Genomic DNA, 20,177 nt, shown 5'->3' on the forward strand with positions numbered 1-20,177 from the left:
GCAGGTAGGGGTTTTGTCTTTTGCGGTGTTGAAACCGGCGTTGAAACGTCCGGAGCCGGGCTTGCCCGCGAAGAGGCCACCACGCTCCGCGTCACAGCACGGGGGCAGCACCATCCTCATCCGGCATAGATGTTAAAGTTCTGCCTTCGTTTCTGAATTCTCCAAGGAAGTCGTCATGCCGGACGCGACGTCACTCAATCCTGCGTTCATGGTTGTGCAGAGCAACAGCCCTGAGGAACTGCGCAGCCTGGTGATCAACGTGATGCGGCGTTACCCCCTGGCCCCCCTGGAGAACGAAATTGCCCTGGTGCAGAGCAACGGCATCGCCCAGTGGTTGAAGCTGGCCCTGGCCGAAGATGCCGAGGAGGACGACTCCGGGGGCTGCGGCATTGCCGCCGCCATCGATGTGCAACTACCCGGTACCTTCCTGTGGCAGCTCTACCGCATGGTATTGGGGCGCGACGAGATTCCGGCCAAGTCGCTGCTCGACAAGGCACCGCTGACCTGGCGCCTGATGCGTCTGTTGCCGGAGTTGATCGACCAGCCGCACTTCGAACCCCTGCAGCGTTTCCTGACCCACGACAGCGACCTGCGCAAACGCTACCAGTTGGCCGAACGCCTGGCCGACCTGTTCGACCAATACCAGGTCTACCGTGCCGACTGGCTGGAAGACTGGGCTGCCGGCCGCCACCAGTTGCGCAATGTCCGCGGCGAGATCAAGCCGCTGAACCCGGCCAACTGCTGGCAGGCCGAGCTGTGGCGCGCACTGTTGCTGGATGTCGGTACCGAAGGCATGGCCCAGAGCCGGGCCGGTGTGCACCAGCGGTTCATCGAGCGTATCAACAACCTCGAAGCCGCCCCTCGAGGCCTGCCCCCACGGGTGATCGTCTTCGGCATTTCCTCGCTGCCGGCCCAGGCCCTCGAAGCCTTGGCCGGCCTGGCGCGGTTCAGCCAGGTGCTGCTCTGCGTACACAACCCCTGCCGTCACCACTGGACCGACATCGTCGCCGACAAGGACCTGCTGCGTAACGAATACAAGCGCCAATCACGCAAGCCCGGCATGCCCCTGAGCCTCGACCCCGAGGCCCTGCACCAGCATGCCCACCCCCTGCTGGCCGCCTGGGGCAAGCAGGGCCGCGACTACATCAACCTGCTCGACAGCTACGACGACCCGAACAGCTACCGGGCGGCTTTTCGCGATGGTCGCATCGACCTGTTCAGCGACAGCACGCCGCAGACCCTGCTCAACCAACTGCAGGACGATATCCTCGAACTGCGCCCGCTGGCCGAAACCCGTGAACGCTGGCCCGCCGTCGACCTGCAGCAGGATCAGTCGATCCGCTTCGAAGTCGCCCACAGCGCCCAGCGCGAAGTGGAGATTCTCCACGACCAGTTGCTCGCCCGCTTCAGCGCCAACCCGGATCTGCGCCCCCGTGACGTGATCGTCATGGTCCCGGACATCGACAGCTACGCCCCGCATATCCGTGCGGTCTTCGGCCAGCTCGAACGCAGCGATCCGCGCTTCATCCCCTTCACTCTGGCGGACCAGGGCCAGCGTGGGCGCGACCCGCTGCTGATCGCCGTCGAACACCTGCTGAAGCTGCCCGACAGCCGTTTCCCGGTCAGCGAAATTCTCGACCTGCTCGACGTGCCGGCCCTGCGCGCCCGCTTCAATGTCCAGGAACGCGACCTGCCGACCTTGCATCGCTGGATCGAAGGCGCGGGCATCCGTTGGGGCCTCAGTGCCCAGCAACGCGCCGATCTCGGCCTGCCCGATGAACTGGAGCAGAACAGCTGGCGTTTCGGTCTGCGCCGCATGCTGCTGGGTTACGCCGTTGGCAGTGGTGAAGGCTGCGAAGGCATCGAGCCTTATGACGAAATCGGCGGCCTCGATGCCGCGCTGATCGGTCCGGTGGTCGCCCTGCTCGATGCCCTGGAAATCGCCCACCAGGAACTCTGCGAACCGGCTCGCCCGCAGCAGTGGGGCGAGCGCCTGCAAGCGCTGCTGCAACTGTTCTTTCTCGCCAGTACCGAGCACGATGACTACCTGTTGATCCAGCTCGAACAACTGCGCGCCACCTGGCTGGAAACCTGCGAGGCCGTCGACCTGCAGGAGGAACTCCCGCTGACCGTGGTGCGCGAGGCCTGGCTGGCCGGTCTCGACCAGGGCCGCCTGTCCCAGCGTTTCCTCGCCGGTGCGGTGAACTTCTGCACCCTCATGCCGATGCGGGCGATCCCGTTCAAGCTGGTCTGCCTGCTCGGCATGAACGACGGCGATTACCCGCGCGCCCAACCGCCGCTGGACTTCGACCTGATGGGCAGCGACTACCGCCCCGGCGACCGCTCACGCCGCGAAGACGACCGCTACCTGCTGCTCGAAGCCGTGCTCTCGGCCCGTGAACAGTTGTACATCAGTTGGGTCGGTCGCAGCATTCGCGACAACAGCGAGCGCCCGGCCTCGGTACTGATCGGCCAGTTGCGCGACCATATCGCCAGCGGCTGGCGACTGCCCGACGCCGACGGTGAACGCCTGCTCGAAGCCCTGACCCGGGAGCACCCGCTGCAGCCCTTCAGTGCCCGCTATTTCCACGAAGGGGATGCCGGCCTGTTCAGCTACGCCCGTGAATGGCAGCAGTTGCACCAGCAGCAGGACCCCAGCGAGCCTGCCAGTGAGCTCGCCCCCTACAGCCAGGACGAGCCGCTGACCCTGGCCCAGTTGCAAGATTTCCTGCGCAACCCCGTGCGGCATTTCTTCAGCCAGCGCCTGAAAGTCTTCTTCGAGGCCGCCGAAGCGCCATTGGCCGATGAGGAACCCTTCGTCCTCGATGCGCTGCAACGCTATAGCCTCAGCGACAGCCTGCTCAATGCCGCCTTGCAGCAGGTGGACAATCCCCAGCAGGCGTTGAACGACCAGGCCCGGCGCCTGCAGGGCAGCGGCCTGCTGCCCATGGCCGGCTTCGGTGAATTGCTGCAACAGGAACTGATCGAGCCGCTGCCCGGCCTGCTGGAGCGCTACCGGCAACTGTTGACGCTCTGGCCGACACCAGTGCCCAGCGCCGTGCCGGTCAGCATCGATAGCAGCAGTGGCGTGCGTCTGGAAGGCTGGCTGGCCGGCCTGCATCAACGCAGCGATGGCGGCTACCTGGCTGTCACGACGATCCCCAACGGCATCGGCTCGCTCAAGACCCGCAAATGGCATCGCCTGACCCGGCCCTGGGTCGAGCATCTGGTGGCCTGTGCCTGCGGCCTGCCGCTATCCACCGCGCTGGTCGCCAGCGACGATACCCTGTTGCTGCCTCCCTTCGAGCCGGAGCGGGCCCACACTCTGCTCGGCGAATTGCTGCTGGCCTGGCAGGTGGGCATGCGCCGGCCCTTGCCGGTGGCGATCAAGACCGCGTTCGCCTGGTTATCCCAGCCGGATCCGGCCAAGGCCGAGGCCGCCGCCCGCAAGGCCTATGAGGGCGATGGCGTCAACAGCGAGGGCGAGCGGCGGGAAAGTGCGGCCCTGGCTCGGCAGTTCGCCGACTACGATGCGCTGGTGATCAGCGAGGAATTCGAGGGTTGGTGCGACAGCCTCTATCGACCCTTGCTCGAAGCACCGTGGCGCTCCCTGGTGAACGAGGAGGCGCGCCCATGAGCGACAAGACACCGTTGGCCCTGGCCTTCCCGCTGCGCGGCAGCCAACTGATCGAAGCCAGTGCCGGTACCGGCAAGACCTTCACCATCTCCGCGCTGTACCTGCGCCTGGTCCTCGGCCATGGCGGCGAAGCGGCCGGGTTCGGGCGCGAGCTGCTGCCGCCGCAGATCCTCGTGGTGACCTTCACCGATGCCGCCACCAAGGAGCTGCGTGACCGTATCCGCACCCGTCTGGCCGAAGCCGCGCGGTTCTTCCGCGACGAGATCGCGGCCCCGGACGACCTGATCGCCCAACTGCGTGCCGAATACGCCGCCGAGCAATGGCCCGCCTGCGCCAATCGCCTCGACATCGCCGCGCAATGGATGGACGAGGCTGCGGTCTCGACCATCCACGGCTGGTGCCAGCGCATGCTGCGCGAGCACGCCTTCGATAGCGGCAGCCTGTTCACCCAGACCCTGGAAACCGACCACAGCGAGCTGCTCGGCGAAGTGCTGCGCGACTACTGGCGGCTCTATTGCTACAAGATGCAGGGCGACGCGCTGCACTGGGTGCGCGCCAACTGGGGCGGGCCCGACGCCTTGCTGCCGAGGGTTCGCGCCCTGTTTGGCAAGGTGACTCGTGACAGTGAGGAAGAGGAGCCGGAGCCTGCCGAACTGATCGAGGCCTGTCTGCTCGAACGCCGTGAAGCCCTGTTGCAGATCAAGGCACCCTGGAAGCAGTGGGCCGCCGAGTTGCGCGAGATCTGCCTGCAAGGCGTGGCAAGCAAGGCGGTCGACGGTCGCAAGATGCAGGCGCGCTACTTCGAACCCTGGTTCGAAAAGCTCACCGCCTGGGCCGAAGACGAAGCCCTGGAACAACTGGATATCGGCACCGGCTTCACCCGGCTGACCCCCGAGGGCATGGCCGAAGCCTGGAAGGGCGAGGCCCCACGGCATCCCGCGCTCGACGCGATGGCCACCCTGAAAGCCAGCCTCGATGCCTTGCCGACCCCTGACGCCGCGGTGCTGGAACACGCCGCCCGCTGGGTCGGCGCACGCTTCGAGGACGAGAAGCGCCGCCGCGCCGAAATGGGCTTCGACGACATGCTGCTGCGCCTCGACGCCGCGCTGCGTGCCGAGGGCGGCGAGCGCCTGGCCGGGCTGATCCGCGAGCAGTTCCCGGTGGCCTTGATCGACGAATTCCAGGACACCGACCCGGTGCAGTACCGGATCTTCGAAAGCATCTACCGCATCGAGGACAACAGCCCCGATGGCGGCCTGTTCCTGATCGGCGACCCGAAGCAGGCGATCTACGCCTTCCGCGGTGCCGATATCTACACCTACCTGCGCGCGCGCCAGGCCACCCTCGGCCGCCTGCACACCCTGGACACCAACTTCCGTTCCAGCCATGCGATGGTCCGCTCGGTCAATCATGTGTTCGAACGGGCCGAGCAGCGGGAGCAGGGCCGTGGTGCCTTCCTGTTCCGCGAGGGCGAAGACAACCCGGTACCCTTCGTGTCGGTAGAGTCCCAGGGCCGCAAGGAGGCGTTCCAGATCGATGGCCAGCCCCAGGCGGCCCTGAACGTCTGGCAGTTGTCCTCCGAGCAGCCGCTGTCCGGCGCGGTCTACCGCCAGCAACTGGCCGCCAGTTGCGCCAGCGAGATCGTCGGCCTGCTCAATGGCGGGCAGCAGGGCCGCGTCGGTTTCAGCCGCGACGGCCAACTGCAGGGCGTGCTGCCCTCGGACATCGCCATCCTGGTCCGCGACGGCCAGGAAGCGCAGGCGGTACGCGGCGAGCTGGCCGCGCGCGGGGTGCGCAGCGTGTATCTGTCGGACAAGGACTCGGTGTTCGCCGCCCAGGAAGCCCACGACCTGCTGACCTGGCTCAAGGCCTGCGCCGAGCCGGATGTCGAGCGCCCGCTGCGCGCGGCCCTGGCCTGTATCACCCTGAACCTGCCGCTGGCCGAACTGGAGCGGCTGAACCAGGACGAACTGGCCTGGGAGGCGCGGGTCATGCAGTTCCGTGGCTACCGCATGTTGTGGCGGACCCAGGGTGTGCTGCCGATGCTGCGCCGCCTGCTGCATGACTTCCAGTTGCCCCAGGCGCTGATGGCCCGCAGTGACGGCGAGCGGGTGCTGACCAACCTGCTGCACCTGTCCGAGCTGCTGCAACAGGCCTCCGGTGAGCTGGATGGCGAACAGGCGCTGATCCGCCACCTCGGCGAGCACCTGGCGCTGTCCGGGCAGGCCGGTGAAGAACAGATCCTGCGCCTGGAAAGCGACGAGCAACTGGTCAAGGTCGTGACCATCCACAAATCCAAGGGCCTGGAATATCCCCTGGTGTTCCTGCCCTTCATCTGCTCGGTCAAGCCGGTGGACGGCAGCCGGCTGCCGCTGCATTACCACGACAGCGACGGCAAGGCCCAGGTCAGCCTCAAGCCTACCGCCGAACTGATCGCCCAGGCCGACGACGAGCGCCTGGCCGAGGACCTGCGCCTGCTCTACGTGGCCCTGACCCGCGCCCGGCACGCCTGCTGGCTGGGCGTGGCCGACCTCAAGCGTGGCAACCACAACAGTTCGGTGCTGCACCTGTCGGCCCTGGGCTACCTGCTCGGTGGCGGTGCGGTGCTGGCCGAATCCACTGGCCTGGCGGGCTGGTTGCGCGATCTGCAACAGGGTTGCCCGGCGCTGGCCTGCCAGGAACTGCCCGCGCCCAACGACCTGTCTTACCAACCGCCGCGCAACCAGGCGACCCTGCTCGAACCGCTGCTGCCCAGGCGCAAGGCCGCCGAGCATTGGTGGATCGCTTCCTACAGTGCCTTGCGCATCAGTGAGCAGTTGGGCGCCGGCAGTGATGAAGCGCCGGAAAACCCCCAGGCGCAGAAACTCTTCGACGACGAGCGGCTGGACCCGGACGCGCCGCGCGAAGTGCTGGCCAGCGGAGGCGATATCCATCGTTTTCCCCGGGGGCCGAATCCCGGCACCTTTCTCCATGGCCTGCTGGAGTGGGCCGGTGACGAACGTTTCACGGCCGACCGCGCGCTGATCGAAAAGGCCGTCGCGCCGCGCTGCAACCTGCGTGGCTGGAAGGGCTGGATCGAGACCCTGAGCGACTGGCTCGCGCACCTGCTGCAGGTGCCTTTCCGCCTTGGCGACGGCCAGCCGCCGGTGGCGCTCAACAGCCTCGCCAGCTACCAGGTGGAAATGGAATTCTGGTTCGCCAGCCACAAGGTCGACGTGCAGCAGGTCGATGCACTGGTTCGTCGCCACACCCACGGCGGCGTCGCCCGGGCGGCGGCCGAACCGGTACTGCTCAACGGCATGTTCAAGGGCTTCATCGACCTGACCTTCGAGCATCAGGGCCGCTACTACGTGGCCGACTACAAGTCCAACTGGCTGGGTGCCGACGATGCGGCCTATACCGAGCAGGCCATGGCCGCCTCGATCCTCGAGAACCGCTACGACCTGCAGTACGTGCTCTACCTGCTGGCCCTGCATCGCCAGCTCAAGGCACGGGTACCGGACTACGACTACGACCGGCACATGGGCGGGGCCCTGTACCTGTTCCTGCGCGGCACCCGCGCGCCGAGCCAGGGCGCCTATTTCGCCCGGCCGCCACGCGTGTTGATCGAACAACTGGACCTGCTGTTCCAGGGCAAGCCGCTACCGAAATCCGAACCCGCCTGGGAGCAGGGGAGTCTTTTATGAAACGTTCCTTCGCCGACCTGCTGCCCACTGCGCTGAATGATGACAGCCTCGCCGAACTGGCACCGCTGACCCGCGCCGAGGACCTGCTACTGTTGCTCGAACGCTGGTTCGAGCGCGGCTGGGTACGGGCGCTGGACAAGGCGTTCGTGGCCTTCCTGCATGAGCTCGACCCGCAGGGCGATCCGCTGGTGCTGCTGGCGGCCGCCCTGACCAGTCATCAATTGGGTCATGGGCATGTCTGTCTCGACCTGTTGGAAACCCTGAGCGAGCCGGACTTCGCCCTGTCGCTGCCGCCGGAAGGCGACGTGCAGAGCGCGGCGCTGCTACTGCCCTCGCAACTGCTGGTGGCGCTGGATGGCGAGGCCTGGTGCCGGGCATTGCAGGCCAGCCCGCTGGTGGCATTGGCCGACGATGAGAGCCTGGAGGCCGGACAGCGGCCGCTGGTGCTCAGTGGTCGGCGGTTGTACCTGCGTCGTTATTGGACCTATGAGCGGCGGATCGACAGCGCCTTGCGCCTGCGGCTGGCCGAACAGGAAGCCACCCCGGACGATCTGGCCCGGCGCCTCACCGAACTGTTTGGCGCCGCCGGCAGCAGCGGGCGCATCGACTGGCAGAAACTGGCCTGTGCCCTGGCCACGCGAGGTGCTTTCAGCATCGTCACCGGCGGTCCCGGCACCGGCAAGACCACCACCGTGGTGCGTCTGCTGGCCTTGCTCCAGGCGCCGGCGGTGGAGGCGGGCAAGCCGCTGCGCATCCGCCTCGCCGCACCGACCGGCAAGGCCGCCGCGCGGCTGACCGAATCCATCAGTGCCCAGGTGCGTTCGCTGACCATCGATGAAGCGGTGCGTGCCCGGATCCCCAGTGAAGTGACCACCGTGCACCGCCTGCTCGGCAGTCGCCCGGGCACCCGACACTTCCGCCATCACGCCGGCAACCGCCTGCCGCTGGATGTCCTGGTGGTGGACGAGGCATCGATGATCGACCTGGAAATGATGGCCAACCTGCTCGACGCGCTGCCGGTGCATGCGCGGCTGGTGCTGCTGGGGGACAAGGACCAGTTGGCTTCGGTGGAAGCTGGCGCGGTGCTCGGCGACCTGTGCCGCGATGCCGAGGAGGGCTGGTACAGCGCCAGCACGCGCGCCTGGCTGCAGGCGGTCAGTGGCGAGGATATCGGCACCAGTGGCCTGCGCGAGGCCGCCGAGGGCAGCCATTCGCTGGCCCAGCAGGTGGTGATGCTGCGCCACTCGCGACGCTTTGGCGAAGGCAGCGGCATCGGCCAACTGGCGCGGCTGGTCAACCAGCAGGCGGCCGACGAGGCCCGTGCCCTGTTGCAGGCGGGCGCGCATGCCGACCTGTTCGCCCTGGCCCTCAAGGGCGAGCAGGACCGCAAGTTCGACAAGCTGGTGCTCGATGGCGAGGGCAGCCAGCGCAAGGGCTATCGGCATTACCTCGACGTGATGCGCGGTCATCGTCCGTCCGTCGAGCGTGACCTCGATGACCCGTGCTGGGAAGACTGGGCGCGTGCGGTGCTGCACGCCTTCGACGAGTTCCAGCTGCTCTGCGCCGTGCGCAAGGGGCCTTGGGGCGTCGAAGGCTTGAACCAGCGCATCACCGAAGCGCTTTATGCGAGGCGGCTGATCGACAGCGACCAGCACTGGTACGAGGGCCGGCCGGTGCTGATGACCCGCAACGACTACGGGCTGGGCCTGATGAACGGCGATATCGGCATCGCCCTGCGCCTGCCCGAGCGCGATGGGCCGCAAGTGGGCAAGCAGGTGCTACGGGTGGCGTTTCCCCGTAACGACGGCCAGGGCGGCGTGCGGTTCGTCCTGCCGAGCCGCTTGAACGATGTGGAAACCGTCTACGCCATGACCGTGCACAAGTCCCAGGGCTCGGAGTTCACCCATACCGCGCTGATCCTGCCCGAGGCGCTGAACCCGGTGCTGACCAAGGAACTGATCTACACCGGGATCACCCGGGCCAAGGACTGGTTCAGCCTGCTCGAACCGCGTGGCGGGGTGTTCGAGGAGGCGGTGCGGCGCAAGGTCAAGCGCCTGAGCGGGCTGATGCTGGAGCTGGGGTAGCGGGATTCAGGGCTTGCCCGCGAAGGGCGCCCCCTCACCTCAACGCCCAACCCTGTCCAGCGCCGCCACTTCCTGGCGCTCGATCCCCATGAACCGTCGCACCCGTTCCCCCTGATCACCCTCGCGAATCTCCCGCGGGCTGGCATCGAGCTGCACCACGCCGTTCTCCATGAAGATCACCCGGTCGGAGATCGACATGGCGAAATCCATCTCATGGGTGACGATGAGCATCGTCATGCCTTCGTCGGCCAGCTCGCGGATCACCTTGAGCACGTCTCCCACCAGCTCCGGGTCCAAGGCCGAAGTGGGCTCGTCGAACAGCATGATCTGCGGCTCCATCGCCAGCGCCCGGGCGATCGCCACCCGCTGCTGCTGGCCGCCGGACAACTGGTGCGGGTACTTGTGGGCATGGGCCAGCAGGCCGACCTTGTCCAGCAGCGCCAGCGCCCGCTGCTCGCTCGGTTCACGGCTGGCCCCGTGATAACGCGGCGCCAGGGTGACGTTGTCGAGAATGCTGCGGTGCGGGAACAGGTTGAAGTTCTGGAACACCATGCCGATGCTGCGCACGCCCCGGCGGACCTGCGGGCTGTTGGCGCGGTCGCTGGCGCTGATGAAGCTTTCGCCGAACAGCACGATTTCGCCCTGGTCGATGCTTTCCAGGCCGTTGATGGTACGGATCAGCGAGGTCTTGCCGGAGCCGGACGGGCCGATGATCGAGATCACCTGGCCGCTGCCGACGTTCAGGTCGATGCCCTTGAGCACTTCGTGATTGCCGTAGCGCTTGTGGATATTGCGCAACTGCAGGGCCGGGGCGGCTCCGGCCACCGGCAGTGGGCGGAGGCTCGCCGGTGACGGCAGCAGGCGCGACCTGAGGCTGGCGGTGGCGCTGTCGGCGAGGGTTTGCGGCTTGCGCTGGTTCAGGTCCAGGTAGCGCTCCAGGCGTTGCAGCAGCCAGCCGAACAGGCTGACGATCAGCACGTAGTACACCGCCACCGCGCCGAGGGTTTCCATCACCAGGAAGTTCTGCGCGTAGAGACGCTGGCCGACCGTGAGGATTTCGGTGAGGGAGATCACCGAGACCAGCGACGTCAGTTTCACCACGGTGATGTATTCGTTGATCAGCGTTGGCAGTGAAATGCGGAACGCCTGGGGAATCACGATCAGCCGTTGCAGCCCGAGCAGGCCGATGCCGAGGGCGCGGCCGGCCTCCTTCTGGCCCTTGGCGACCGAGATCAGCCCGCCGCGATGGATCTCGGCCATGTACGCCGCCTCGGTGACCACCAGAGCGAACAGCCCGGAGTAGAACGGGTTGGACAGCACCCGGCCGGTGGCCGGCAACAGTTGCGGCAGGTTGTAGACGAACACCACCAGCACCAGCAGCGGAATGCTGCGGAAGAACCAGATGTACACCGCGGCCGGTGCGCGCAGCCAGGCCGAGGCCGACAGCTTGGCCGAGGCCAGGACGAAGCCCAGCACCATGCCGATGAACCAGGCCAGGGCGCTGAGCTCGACCACCGTGACACAGGCCTGCCAGAAGGCGGGCATCGAGAACAGCGAAAGAAAATAGGGCCAATCGAATTGCATGGGAACCTCGGTGATTCAGGGCCTGGCGCCTTTTGGGGGAATAACACTGCCCCTGGAGAAACCGATCGGGGTGAACACCCTCCTTGTGGGAGCCGGCCGGGCGGTTCCCACAGGAGGTGTGTCTTCCACGGGGCGTGTGCTTATTCCGCCGCTTCCAGCGCGTACTTGTTCAGGATCGCCGTGTACTCACCGCTCTTCTTCGTCTCCTCGAACGCCTTGAGCAGTGCCTGGTAAGTGGCGTCATTGCCCTTCTTCACGAAGATCCCCAGGGTCTGCTGGTAGATCGGATGTTCGGTGGTCACCACCACCCGGCCCTTGGTCCGCTCGGCAATCATCTTCGCCGCACCGGCGATTTCCACCTGCGCCTGGATATTGTTCGACAGCAGCGCCTGGGTGACCTCCGGCGCCGAGGGGTATTCGCTCACGGTGATCTCCCCCTTGCCCTTGGGCACGCAGTATTCGCTGGACAGCTTGCGGAACTGCGCGACCCAGGTGGTGCCCTGTTCCAGGCCGACCTTCAGTCCGCACAGGTCCTCCGGCGTCGCCGGCTTCAGCCCGCTGTCCCTGGGCACCATGATCGCCGCGCCGGTCCTGGCGTAGGCGATGGTCATGGCCTGGGTCTGGCGCTCGGGGGTGATGTACATGCCGGAAATGATCGCGTCGAACTTGCCGGCGTTCAGGCCCATGATCAGGCTCGGAAACTTGGTGTCGATGAACTCCGCCTTGCTCTCCATGTGCTTGGCCAGCGCGTGGGACAGTTCCGGATCGGAGCCGACCACGTTCTTGTCCGAGTCGTAGGACTCGAAGGGCGGATAGGTGATTTCCATGCCGATTTTCAGTTGGCCGGGCGTGGCCGTCGCGGCGGCGAAGGCGCTGGCGGTGCAGAACAGGGTGGTGGCGAGCAGGGTCAGGCCAGGGAGGTGCTTGAGCATGGACGATAACTCCGGGTTGGGTAGGTGAGCGGCAGGTTCAGGAAGGCTGCGCCTGGTTTTTCAGGTGACCGAAACTCGAGGGCTTGCGGGCTTTTTCCGGCAGGTCGATCTCGCCGTTCTCCACGCGCCGGCGCAGGTACTGGTAGGTCTGCAGCGCCTGGCCGTACATGTGTTCGCCGATGGCGATCTGCTCGTATTCCTGGCCTGCCTTGGCGAAGCTCGGCAGCGGCCGGATCAGGGTGTGGTAATCGCAGGCGTAGAACAGCGGGAAGGCGTAACGCTCCTCGCTGACGGTACGTACCCGGTGGGCGGTGGCGACGAAGGCACCGGCGGTCATCACTTCGAGCATGTCGCCGATGTTCACCACGAAGGCGCCGGGGATCGGTGGCGCGTCGATCCACTGGCCCTGGTCGTTCAGCACCTCCAGGCCGGGCTTGTCGGCCAGCAGGATGGTGAAGCACTCGTAGTCGGTGTGGGCGCCGATGCCCGGGGCGTCCTGGGCGGCGTCATCGAACGGGTAGTGGATCAGCCGCAGCTTCGACGGCGGCCGGGTGACCAGCGCATCGAAGGTGTTTTCCTCCAATCCCAGGGCCAGGGCGAAACCGCCGAACAGCTTGCGTCCCAGGGCGAAAACCGCGGCGTAGTAGGCCTGCGCGGCCTCCTTGAAGCCCGGCAGCGTCGGCCATTCGTTCGGCCCCAGCAGCGGGGTGCCGGCCAGCACCAGCGGGTCGTCCGCCGGCACCTCGAAGCCGATGTCGAAGGCTTCCTTGTGGTCCGGCTTGCCCTTGGCATACACCTCTTCGCCCTCGGGCACGAAGCCCTTGTGGGTCTTCGAGGTGCCGATGTAGTGCTGCATCTTGGTTTCGAACGGTTGGGCGAAATAGTCGCTGGCCGCCTGGCGCAGGTTGGCGATCAGTTGTGGGTCGATGCCGTGCCCGGTGATGTAGAGGAAACCGACCTCGCTGGCTGCGTTGCCCAACTGCTCGGCGACCGCCAGCCGATGTTCCAGTTCGACGCTGAACAACCCGGCGATATCCACCACCGGAATGCTCTTGAAATTGGCCTGGGCCGGATGCTTGTGACTGTTCTCAGGCATGACGCGAACGCCTCACGGTTGGGTTGAATGACGGAAACGGTCGAAGTGCTCGCGCTCGGTGCGGGCCATCCACACGTTGAGCGACCACAGGTCGGCGACCGGAACGTTGGTGAAGGGCAGGTGATGCAGGTAGCCGTCGGCACCGAACTCCGGGGTCAGCGTGCTGACCGTGTAACCGCGGGCCTGCTGGGCGCGCCAGACGCTTTCCCAGTGGGCCTGGTGGAAGGCCAGCTCGCGGGCGTACTCCGGGGCGCCGGGATGAGGCACCTGCGGGCCCTGGTCATAGCCGACCCGGGCCTGGATATGGTGGACGCGCTCGACGAATGGCCGCAGGTCGTCGGCCGGGTCGTCGAGCAGGCGCTCGCAGGTGACCACCCAGTGGCTGATGTCGCTGGTGAAGCGCAGGTCGGGCAGTTGCCGGATCAGCTCAAGGGTCACCCAGGGGTTGAACAGCGAGCGTGCACGATGGGTTTCGAAACTGCAGGCCTGGCCCTGCCGGCGTGCCAGGTCCATGGCCTGGCCGAAGAACTCCACCTGCTGCGCCAGGGGCCAGCGGTCGTTGCCGGCCAGCAGGTTGACGAAACGTGGCTCCAGCTCGGCGGCCCAGGCGAGTTTCTGTTCGAGGTCGCGCAGATGCTCGACGGGGGCTGCCGACTGCTCGGGGAGCACATCGTAGGCGGTGAAGACGGTGCTGATGTAAGGCGTGCGGTTGGCACGCAGGAAGGCGGCGAACTCGGCACGTTCTGCGGCCGCCAGTGGCAGGCGGGCTTCCATGCCGTCGAAGCCGGCCTCCAGCAACTCGTCGAGTGCCTGGGCCTTGCTGGCGGTGTAGCCCCACAGGGTGCGGAAAATCTCCAGTTTCATCAGTGAACCTCGACCAAACCTCAAGCTGCTCGGGACCCGCCACGGCGAGAAGCCTGGGCGAGCGGTTAGGGCAGTTGGAAAGGTTTCGTCGAGCCGGCCCTCTTCTGTGGGGCGGTCTCACTGACGCCAGGCGCCGCTTGCGCAGCGTCATGAACCAGCCTGCGAAGGGCGATGGGTCGATCTTAGGCAGCCCCGCAGGCGGGAAAAAATAGCAAACCTCAAATCGATACTTCAGAGATTTCTAAACCATTAGTGGGCTATGCATGATCTCAATCTAACGCTGATTTGCCAGCTATATGCTATCGTTGCGGCAATATTCTGACGTAGTATCCAGAGAATTCTTACATGAACATGGCTGCCTGGATGATGTGGCGGTTTTTTGGCTCAAGACAGTTCGCGGTGTCCGTCCTGTGTTGCCTGTTCATGCACGCGGGCATGGCCGAAGACGCCGCTCCCCGTGGCGGCGCCGAGCAGCGGGCCCAGGCCGTCACCCAGGTGGTGCTGGGTATTCTCAGTTACGCCCGCTGGCCGGTGGAGCCGGCGCAGTTGCGCCTGTGCATCGTCGGGCCGACCCAATACACCGATGACCTGGTCAAGGGCACGACCCAGGCCAGCGGCCGCCCGGTGCTGGTACAGCGCCTGCTGGCCAGCAACCCGGCCGTCGGCGACAGCTGTGACGCGGTGTACATCGGCCAGTTGTCCAGCAACGAGCGCAACCAGTTGTTCGCGTCACTGGCCGGCCATGCGGTGCTGAGCATCAGCGAAGAAGGCGACCATTGCGTCGTCGGCAGCCTGTTCTGCCTGCGTGTCGGCGACGAGCAGGTGGCGTTCGAGGTCAACCTGGATTCGGTGGCCCGCAGCGGCGTGCGCATTCACCCCAGCGTCCTGCAACTGTCCCGCCGGCGGGCCCCACAGCCATGATCGGTCTGCACAAGCCGGACAACCGCCGCACCCTGCGTTCGGTGCTGGGGCGTGGGCACATGCTGGTGGCCCTGGCGGCGGTCGGCCTGGTCAGCGTTTCGCTGACCTTGCTCGGTGTGCTGGCGCTTCGGGTCTACGCCGACCACAACCTGCACCTGATCGCCCGCTCCATCAGCTACACCGTCGAGGCGGCGGTGGTGTTCAACGACCGCAGTGCGGCGACCGAAGCCCTGGACCTGATCGCCTCTACCGAAGAAGTGGCCGAGGCCGAGATCTTCACCGCCAGCGGCCAGCGCCTGGCCCATTGGCAACGCCCGGAAACCGGCCTGCTGTCGCGGCTGGAAATGCAACTGGCGAGGAGCCTGCTGGAACAGCCCATCGAACTGCCGATCCTGCACCAGAACCGCGAGGTCGGCAGCGTGCGCCTGACCGGTCATGGCGCCAGCCTGATGCGCTACCTGCTCAGCGGCCTGGCCGGCATCCTGGTGTGCAGCGTGCTGGCGGCCTGGCTCGGCCTGTACCTGGCCCGCCGGTTGCTGCGCGGGATCCTCGTGCCGCTGCGCAGCCTGGCCGAAGTGGCCCACGCCGTGCGTAGCGAGCGGGCCTTCGAGCGGCGGGTACCGCCGGCGCAGATTGTCGAACTGGACAACCTCGGCAACGACTTCAATGCCCTGCTCGATGAGCTGGAAGCCTGGCAGACGCACCTGCAGAACGAAAACCAGACCCTGGCGCACCAGGCCAGCCACGACAGCCTGACCGGCCTGCCCAACCGGGCCTTCTTCGAAGGTCGGCTGATGCGCGCCTTGCGCAACGGTGCCCGGCAGGGCGAGCGGGTCGCGGTGCTGTTTCTCGACAGCGACCGCTTTAAGGAAATCAACGACACCTTCGGCCATGCGGCAGGCGATGCGGTATTGGTGGCCGTGGCCACGCGGGTGCGTGCGCAACTGCGTGAAGATGACCTGGTGGCGCGGCTTGGCGGCGACGAGTTCGCCGTGTTGCTGACCCCGCTGCACAGCATCGAGGACGCCGAGCAGATTGCCGAGAAGATCATCGCCAGCATGGAACTGCCGATCCCGGTGCCCGGCCCGACCCAGGTCGTCACCTCGCTGAGTATCGGCATCGCCGTCTACCCCGATCACGGCAACACCCCGGGCTCGCTGCTCAATGCCGCCGATGGCGCCATGTACCAGGCCAAGCGCCTTTCCCGAGGCAGTCGACACACCGCGCAGTCGGAGCACAGCGCCGCCTCAGTCCCCACCAGGAGTTGAACCCTTGTCTACCTTGACCCAACGTTCCCTGCGATTTTTCAGCGTTGCCCTGTTTGCCGCCCTGCTGGCGCTGGGCGGCTGCCAGACGGCTGCGCAGAAAGGCCTGAGCCCGGCGCAGATCGCCGTCCTCAAGCAGCAGGGTTTCGAACTGACGGACGATGGCTGGGCTTTCGGCCTGTCGGGCAAGGTGCTGTTCGGCAGTGACCTGGATGGGTTGAACCCGCAAAGCCAGGCCATCGTCGAGCGGATCGCCAGGGCCCTGCTCAGCGTGGATATCCAGCGGGTGCGGGTGGATGGGCACACCGATGCGTCGGGCAAGGACGACTACAACGAACAGTTGTCGGTACGCCGGGCCAACAGTGTGGCGACGGTACTGCGGCAGTCCGGGATGAAGCCGGAAAACATCCAGGTCCGTGGCCTGGGCAGCCGCGAACCGGTGGCCAGCAACAGCACCGTGGCCGGGCGGACAGAAAACCGCCGGGTGGCGATCGTGGTGATTGCCGACTGAGTGCCCGCGAAGAGGCCTATCCGACTGGCGGCATTCTAATCGACGAACCGAAGCGCCCGCGTCTCCCCCAGCAGCAGCGGTCGATTCAGTTCCGTGACTTCCCGAATGTAGTCCCACAACAGATTGATCCGCTTGAGTTTGCGCAGATCCTCCCGGCAATACATCCAGAACTGCCGGGTGATACTCACCTCATCCGGCAACACCGGCAGCAGGTTCGGGTCCTGGGCCGCCAGGAAACACGGCAGGATCGCCAGCGCCCGGCCCTGTTGCGCCGCGACGAACTGGGCGATCACGCTGGTGCTGCGCAGGTTGGCGGTGGCGTTGGGCAGCAGGTTGGCCAGGTACAGCAGCTCGTTGCTGAACGCCAGGTCGTCGACGTAGCTGACGAAACGGTGCCGGCCCAGGTCGCTGGCGCGGCGGATCGGCGGGTGCTGGTCCAGGTACGGCTGGGTCGCGTACAGCTGCAGGCGGTAGTCGCACAGCTTGCAGCACACATAGGGCCCGTGCTCCGGGCGCTCCAGGGCGATGACGATATCCGCCTCGCGCTTGGACAGGCTGATGAAGTGCGGCAGTGGCAGGATATCCACCGAGATCGCCGGGTAGGCGTCGACGAAATGGCTCAGTTGCGGGGTGATGAAGAAGCTGCCGAAGCCCTCCGTGCAGCCCATGCGCACATGCCCCGAGAGCGCCACGCCAGACCCCGACACCTGCTCGCAGGCCATGTGCAGGGTGCTTTCGATGGACTCGGCATAGCCCATCAGGCGCTGGCCCTCGGCGGTGAGGACGAAGCCGCTGGTGCGCGACTTTTCGAACAGCAGGGTGCCCAGGGCCGCCTCCAGCGAACTGATGCGCCGTGACACCGTGGTGTAGTCCACCGCCAGGCGCTTGGCCGCGCTGCTGGCCTTGCGGGTACGGGCAACCTCAAGGAAAAACTTCAGGTCGTCCCAGTTCAATGAACCCAAAGACGTGATGTTTTTTTGCATGTTGATCCGGTTTTTATGTGCGTTCTTATTAGAAGAATGCACATCTATACTCCAAAAACAGTCCAGTCACCATGCTCGGGTATCGTCCCGTCCGGGATTCGGCCATTACAATAATTCAGGAGACTTCCATGAACGTTTCTCTCAAGCCCGACGCCACCCTCAAGACCGCCCGGTTGCTGATCGACGGCGAGTGGGTCGAATCCCAGAGCAGTGAGTGGCACGACATCGTCAACCCGGCGACCCAGGAAGTGCTGGCCAAGGTGCCCTTCGCCACTGCCGCTGAAGTGAATGCGGCGATCGACGCCGCCCAGCGTGCCTTCCAGACCTGGAAGCTGACCCCCATCGGCGCCCGCATGCGCATCATGCTCAAGCTGCAGGCGCTGATCCGCGAACATTCCAAGCGCATCGCCGCCGTGCTCAGCGCCGAGCAGGGCAAGACCCTGGCCGACGCCGAGGGCGATATCTTCCGCGGCCTGGAAGTGGTCGAGCACGCCTGCTCGATCGGCACCCTGCAGATGGGCGAGTTCGCCGAGAACGTCGCCGGTGGCGTGGACACCTACACCCTGCGCCAGCCGATCGGCGTCTGCGCCGGGATCACCCCGTTCAACTTCCCGGCGATGATCCCGCTGTGGATGTTCCCGATGGCGATCGCCTGCGGCAACACCTTCGTTCTCAAACCGTCCGAACAGGACCCGCTGTCGACCCTGATGCTGGTGGAGCTGGCGCTGGAAGCCGGCGTGCCGCCGGGCGTGCTCAACGTGGTGCACGGCGGCAAGGAGGTGGTGGATGCGCTGTGCACCCACAAGGACATCAAGGCGGTCTCGTTCGTCGGTTCGACCGCCGTCGGTACCCACGTCTATGACCTCGCCGGTCGTCATGGCAAGCGCGTGCAGTCGATGATGGGCGCGAAGAACCACGCCGTGGTGCTGCCCGACGCCAACCGCGAGCAGACCCTCAATGCCCTGGTCGGCGCCGGTTTCGGTGCGGCCGGCCAGCGTTGCATGGCCACCTCGGTGGTGGTGCTGGTAGGGGCGGCGAAGCAATGGCTGCCGGACCTCAAGGCGCTGGCGCAGAAGCTCAAGGTCAACGCCGGCAGCGAGCCGGGCACCGATGTCGGTCCGCTGATTTCCAAGCGGGCGAAGGAGCGGGTGCTGGGCCTGATCGAAAGCGGCATCCAGGAAGGCGCCAAGCTCGAACTGGACGGCCGCGCTATCGTCGTGCCGGGCTTCGAGCAGGGCAACTTCGTCGGCCCGACCCTGTTTTCCGGGGTGACCACCGACATGCAGATCTACACCCAGGAAATCTTCGGCCCGGTGCTGGCGGTGATGGAGGTCGACACCCTCGACGAGGCCATCGCCCTGGTCAACGCCAACCCCTTCGGCAACGGCACCGGCCTGTTCACCCAGAGCGGCGCCTCGGCGCGCAAGTTCCAGAGCGAGATCGATATCGGCCAGGTCGGCATCAACATCCCGATCCCGGTGCCGGTGCCGTTCTTCAGCTTCACCGGCTCCCGTGGCTCCAAGCTCGGCGACCTGGGTCCCTACGGCAAGCAGGTGGTGCAGTTCTACACTCAGACCAAGACGGTCACCGCGCGCTGGTTCGATGACGACAGCGAGAACCATGGCGTGAACACCACCATCAACCTGCGCTGAGCGAGGAACGGGCCATGAAGATCGCATTTATCGGACTGGGCAACATGGGCGCGCCAATGGCGCGCAACCTGATCAAGGCCGGGCACAGCCTGAACCTGTTCGACCTGAACCAGACGGTGCTCAAGGAACTGGCGGCCCTCGGCGGGACCATCAGCACCTCGCCCAAGGCCGCGGCCGAGGGCAGCGAACTGGTGATCACCATGCTGCCGGCCGCCGCCCATGTGCGCAGCGTCTGGCTGGGCGAGGACGGGGTGCTGGCCGGGATCGGCGCCGGCGTGCCGGCGGTGGACTGCAGCACCATCGATCCGCAGACCGCCAAGGACGTTGCCGCCGCGGCGGCGAAACAGAATGTGGCGATGGCCGACGCGCCGGTATCCGGCGGTACCGGTGGCGCGGCGGCCGGGACCCTGACCTTCATGGTCGGCGCTTCCCAGCCATTGTTCGCCACCCTGCAACCGGTGCTGGCACAGATGGGCCGCAACATCGTCCATTGCGGCGAGGTCGGCACCGGGCAGATCGCCAAGATCTGCAACAACCTGCTGCTGGGCATCTCGATGATCGGCGTCAGCGAGGCCATGGCCCTGGGCGCCGCCCTGGGCATCGACACCCAGGTGCTGGCCGGGGTGATCAACAGTTCCACCGGCCGCTGCTGGAGTTCCGACACCTACAACCCCTGGCCGGGCATCATCGACACCGCACCGGCGTCGCGTGGCTATACCGGCGGCTTCGGCGCCGAACTGATGCTCAAGGACCTGGGCCTGGCCACCGAGGCCGCGCGCCAGGCCCACCAGCCGGTGGTACTCGGTGCCGTGGCGCAGCAGTTGTACCAGGCCATGAGCCTGCGCGGGGAGGGTGGCAAGGACTTCTCGGCCATCATCGGCGCCTATCGCAAACCCGAGTAAGGTTTTTTCCGGGGGCTCGCGTCGGGCGGGTCCCCGGTTTTTTCCGGGCCGTGCGTCCAA

13 protein-coding genes are annotated in these 20,177 nt (G+C 66.2%); 8 read left to right on the plus strand and 5 right to left on the minus strand.

Annotation, left to right across the window (positions count from 1 at the left end):
• The first annotated feature begins 175 nt into the window (after positions 1-175).
• From recC to recD, 3 genes are read left to right on the plus strand one after another with little or no spacing between them, the layout of a single operon-like run.
• Complete coding sequence (gene recC / locus PF66_RS20740; RefSeq protein WP_054063714.1) at positions 176-3,637, plus strand: exodeoxyribonuclease V subunit gamma; 3,462 nt, start codon at positions 176-178, stop codon at positions 3,635-3,637.
• Positions 3,634-7,323 (plus strand): exodeoxyribonuclease V subunit beta, encoded by a 3,690-nt coding sequence (recB, locus tag PF66_RS20745; RefSeq protein ID WP_054063715.1) that lies wholly within the window; start codon positions 3,634-3,636, stop codon positions 7,321-7,323. Before recC ends, recB begins: the two co-directional genes overlap by 4 nt.
• Positions 7,320-9,407 (plus strand): exodeoxyribonuclease V subunit alpha, encoded by a 2,088-nt coding sequence (gene recD, locus PF66_RS20750; protein ID WP_054063716.1) that lies wholly within the window; start codon positions 7,320-7,322, stop codon positions 9,405-9,407. Before recB ends, recD begins: the two co-directional genes overlap by 4 nt.
• 39 nt (positions 9,408-9,446) lie before the next feature.
• Here the strand turns inward: recD and PF66_RS20755 are convergent, their stop codons facing one another.
• From PF66_RS20755 to PF66_RS20770, 4 genes are all read right to left on the minus strand, one after another.
• Positions 9,447-10,991 (minus strand): amino acid ABC transporter permease/ATP-binding protein, encoded by a 1,545-nt coding sequence (locus PF66_RS20755; protein WP_054063717.1) that lies wholly within the window; start codon positions 10,989-10,991, stop codon positions 9,447-9,449.
• A 140-nt stretch (positions 10,992-11,131) separates the two neighbouring features.
• The gene (locus PF66_RS20760) at positions 11,132-11,923 is read right to left on the minus strand and encodes an ABC transporter substrate-binding protein (RefSeq protein ID WP_054063718.1); all 792 of its coding nucleotides are present in this window, start codon (positions 11,921-11,923) and stop codon (positions 11,132-11,134) included.
• A gap of 37 nt (positions 11,924-11,960) precedes the next feature.
• Entirely contained in the window at positions 11,961-13,019 is a 1,059-nt protein-coding gene (locus PF66_RS20765; protein WP_054063719.1) for an isopenicillin N synthase family dioxygenase, read from the minus strand.
• A gap of 12 nt (positions 13,020-13,031) precedes the next feature.
• On the minus strand, positions 13,032-13,883 hold the full coding sequence (locus PF66_RS20770) for a sugar phosphate isomerase/epimerase family protein (RefSeq protein WP_054063720.1): 852 nt from the start codon (positions 13,881-13,883) through the stop codon (positions 13,032-13,034).
• 435 nt (positions 13,884-14,318) lie between these two features.
• Here PF66_RS20770 and PF66_RS20775 point away from each other — a divergent pair, with 435 nt between their 5' ends.
• From PF66_RS20775 to PF66_RS20785, 3 genes are read left to right on the plus strand one after another with little or no spacing between them, the layout of a single operon-like run.
• Positions 14,319-14,804 carry a YfiR family protein gene (locus tag PF66_RS20775; RefSeq protein ID WP_241494414.1) on the plus strand — a complete coding sequence of 162 codons (486 nt, stop codon included), beginning with the start codon at positions 14,319-14,321 and terminating at the stop codon, positions 14,802-14,804.
• Positions 14,801-16,072, plus strand: coding sequence for a diguanylate cyclase domain-containing protein (locus PF66_RS20780; RefSeq protein ID WP_054063722.1), 1,272 nt, complete (start codon positions 14,801-14,803; stop codon positions 16,070-16,072). Before PF66_RS20775 ends, PF66_RS20780 begins: the two co-directional genes overlap by 4 nt.
• A gap of 4 nt (positions 16,073-16,076) precedes the next feature.
• A complete protein-coding gene (locus PF66_RS20785) occupies positions 16,077-16,580 on the plus strand; it encodes an OmpA family protein (protein WP_054060413.1) in 504 nt (167 codons plus the stop codon).
• A 35-nt stretch (positions 16,581-16,615) separates the two neighbouring features.
• On the opposite strand, the gene PF66_RS20790 is transcribed toward PF66_RS20785, so the two are convergent.
• Positions 16,616-17,563 carry a LysR family transcriptional regulator gene (locus PF66_RS20790; protein WP_054060412.1) on the minus strand — a complete coding sequence of 316 codons (948 nt, stop codon included), beginning with the start codon at positions 17,561-17,563 and terminating at the stop codon, positions 16,616-16,618.
• Between the two features lie 128 nt (positions 17,564-17,691).
• Between PF66_RS20790 and PF66_RS20795 the strand changes: the two genes are divergently transcribed.
• Together PF66_RS20795 and mmsB are read left to right on the plus strand one after the other, a co-directional pair.
• Complete coding sequence (locus PF66_RS20795; RefSeq protein ID WP_054063723.1) at positions 17,692-19,215, plus strand: CoA-acylating methylmalonate-semialdehyde dehydrogenase; 1,524 nt, start codon at positions 17,692-17,694, stop codon at positions 19,213-19,215.
• Between the two features lie 14 nt (positions 19,216-19,229).
• Positions 19,230-20,117, plus strand: coding sequence for a 3-hydroxyisobutyrate dehydrogenase (gene mmsB / locus PF66_RS20800; protein ID WP_054063724.1), 888 nt, complete (start codon positions 19,230-19,232; stop codon positions 20,115-20,117).
• Positions 20,118-20,177: the final 60 nt, after the last annotated feature.

Source organism: Pseudomonas asplenii (assembly GCF_001293465.1).
Classification (GTDB): Bacteria; Pseudomonadota; Gammaproteobacteria; order Pseudomonadales; family Pseudomonadaceae; genus Aquipseudomonas; species Aquipseudomonas fuscovaginae_B.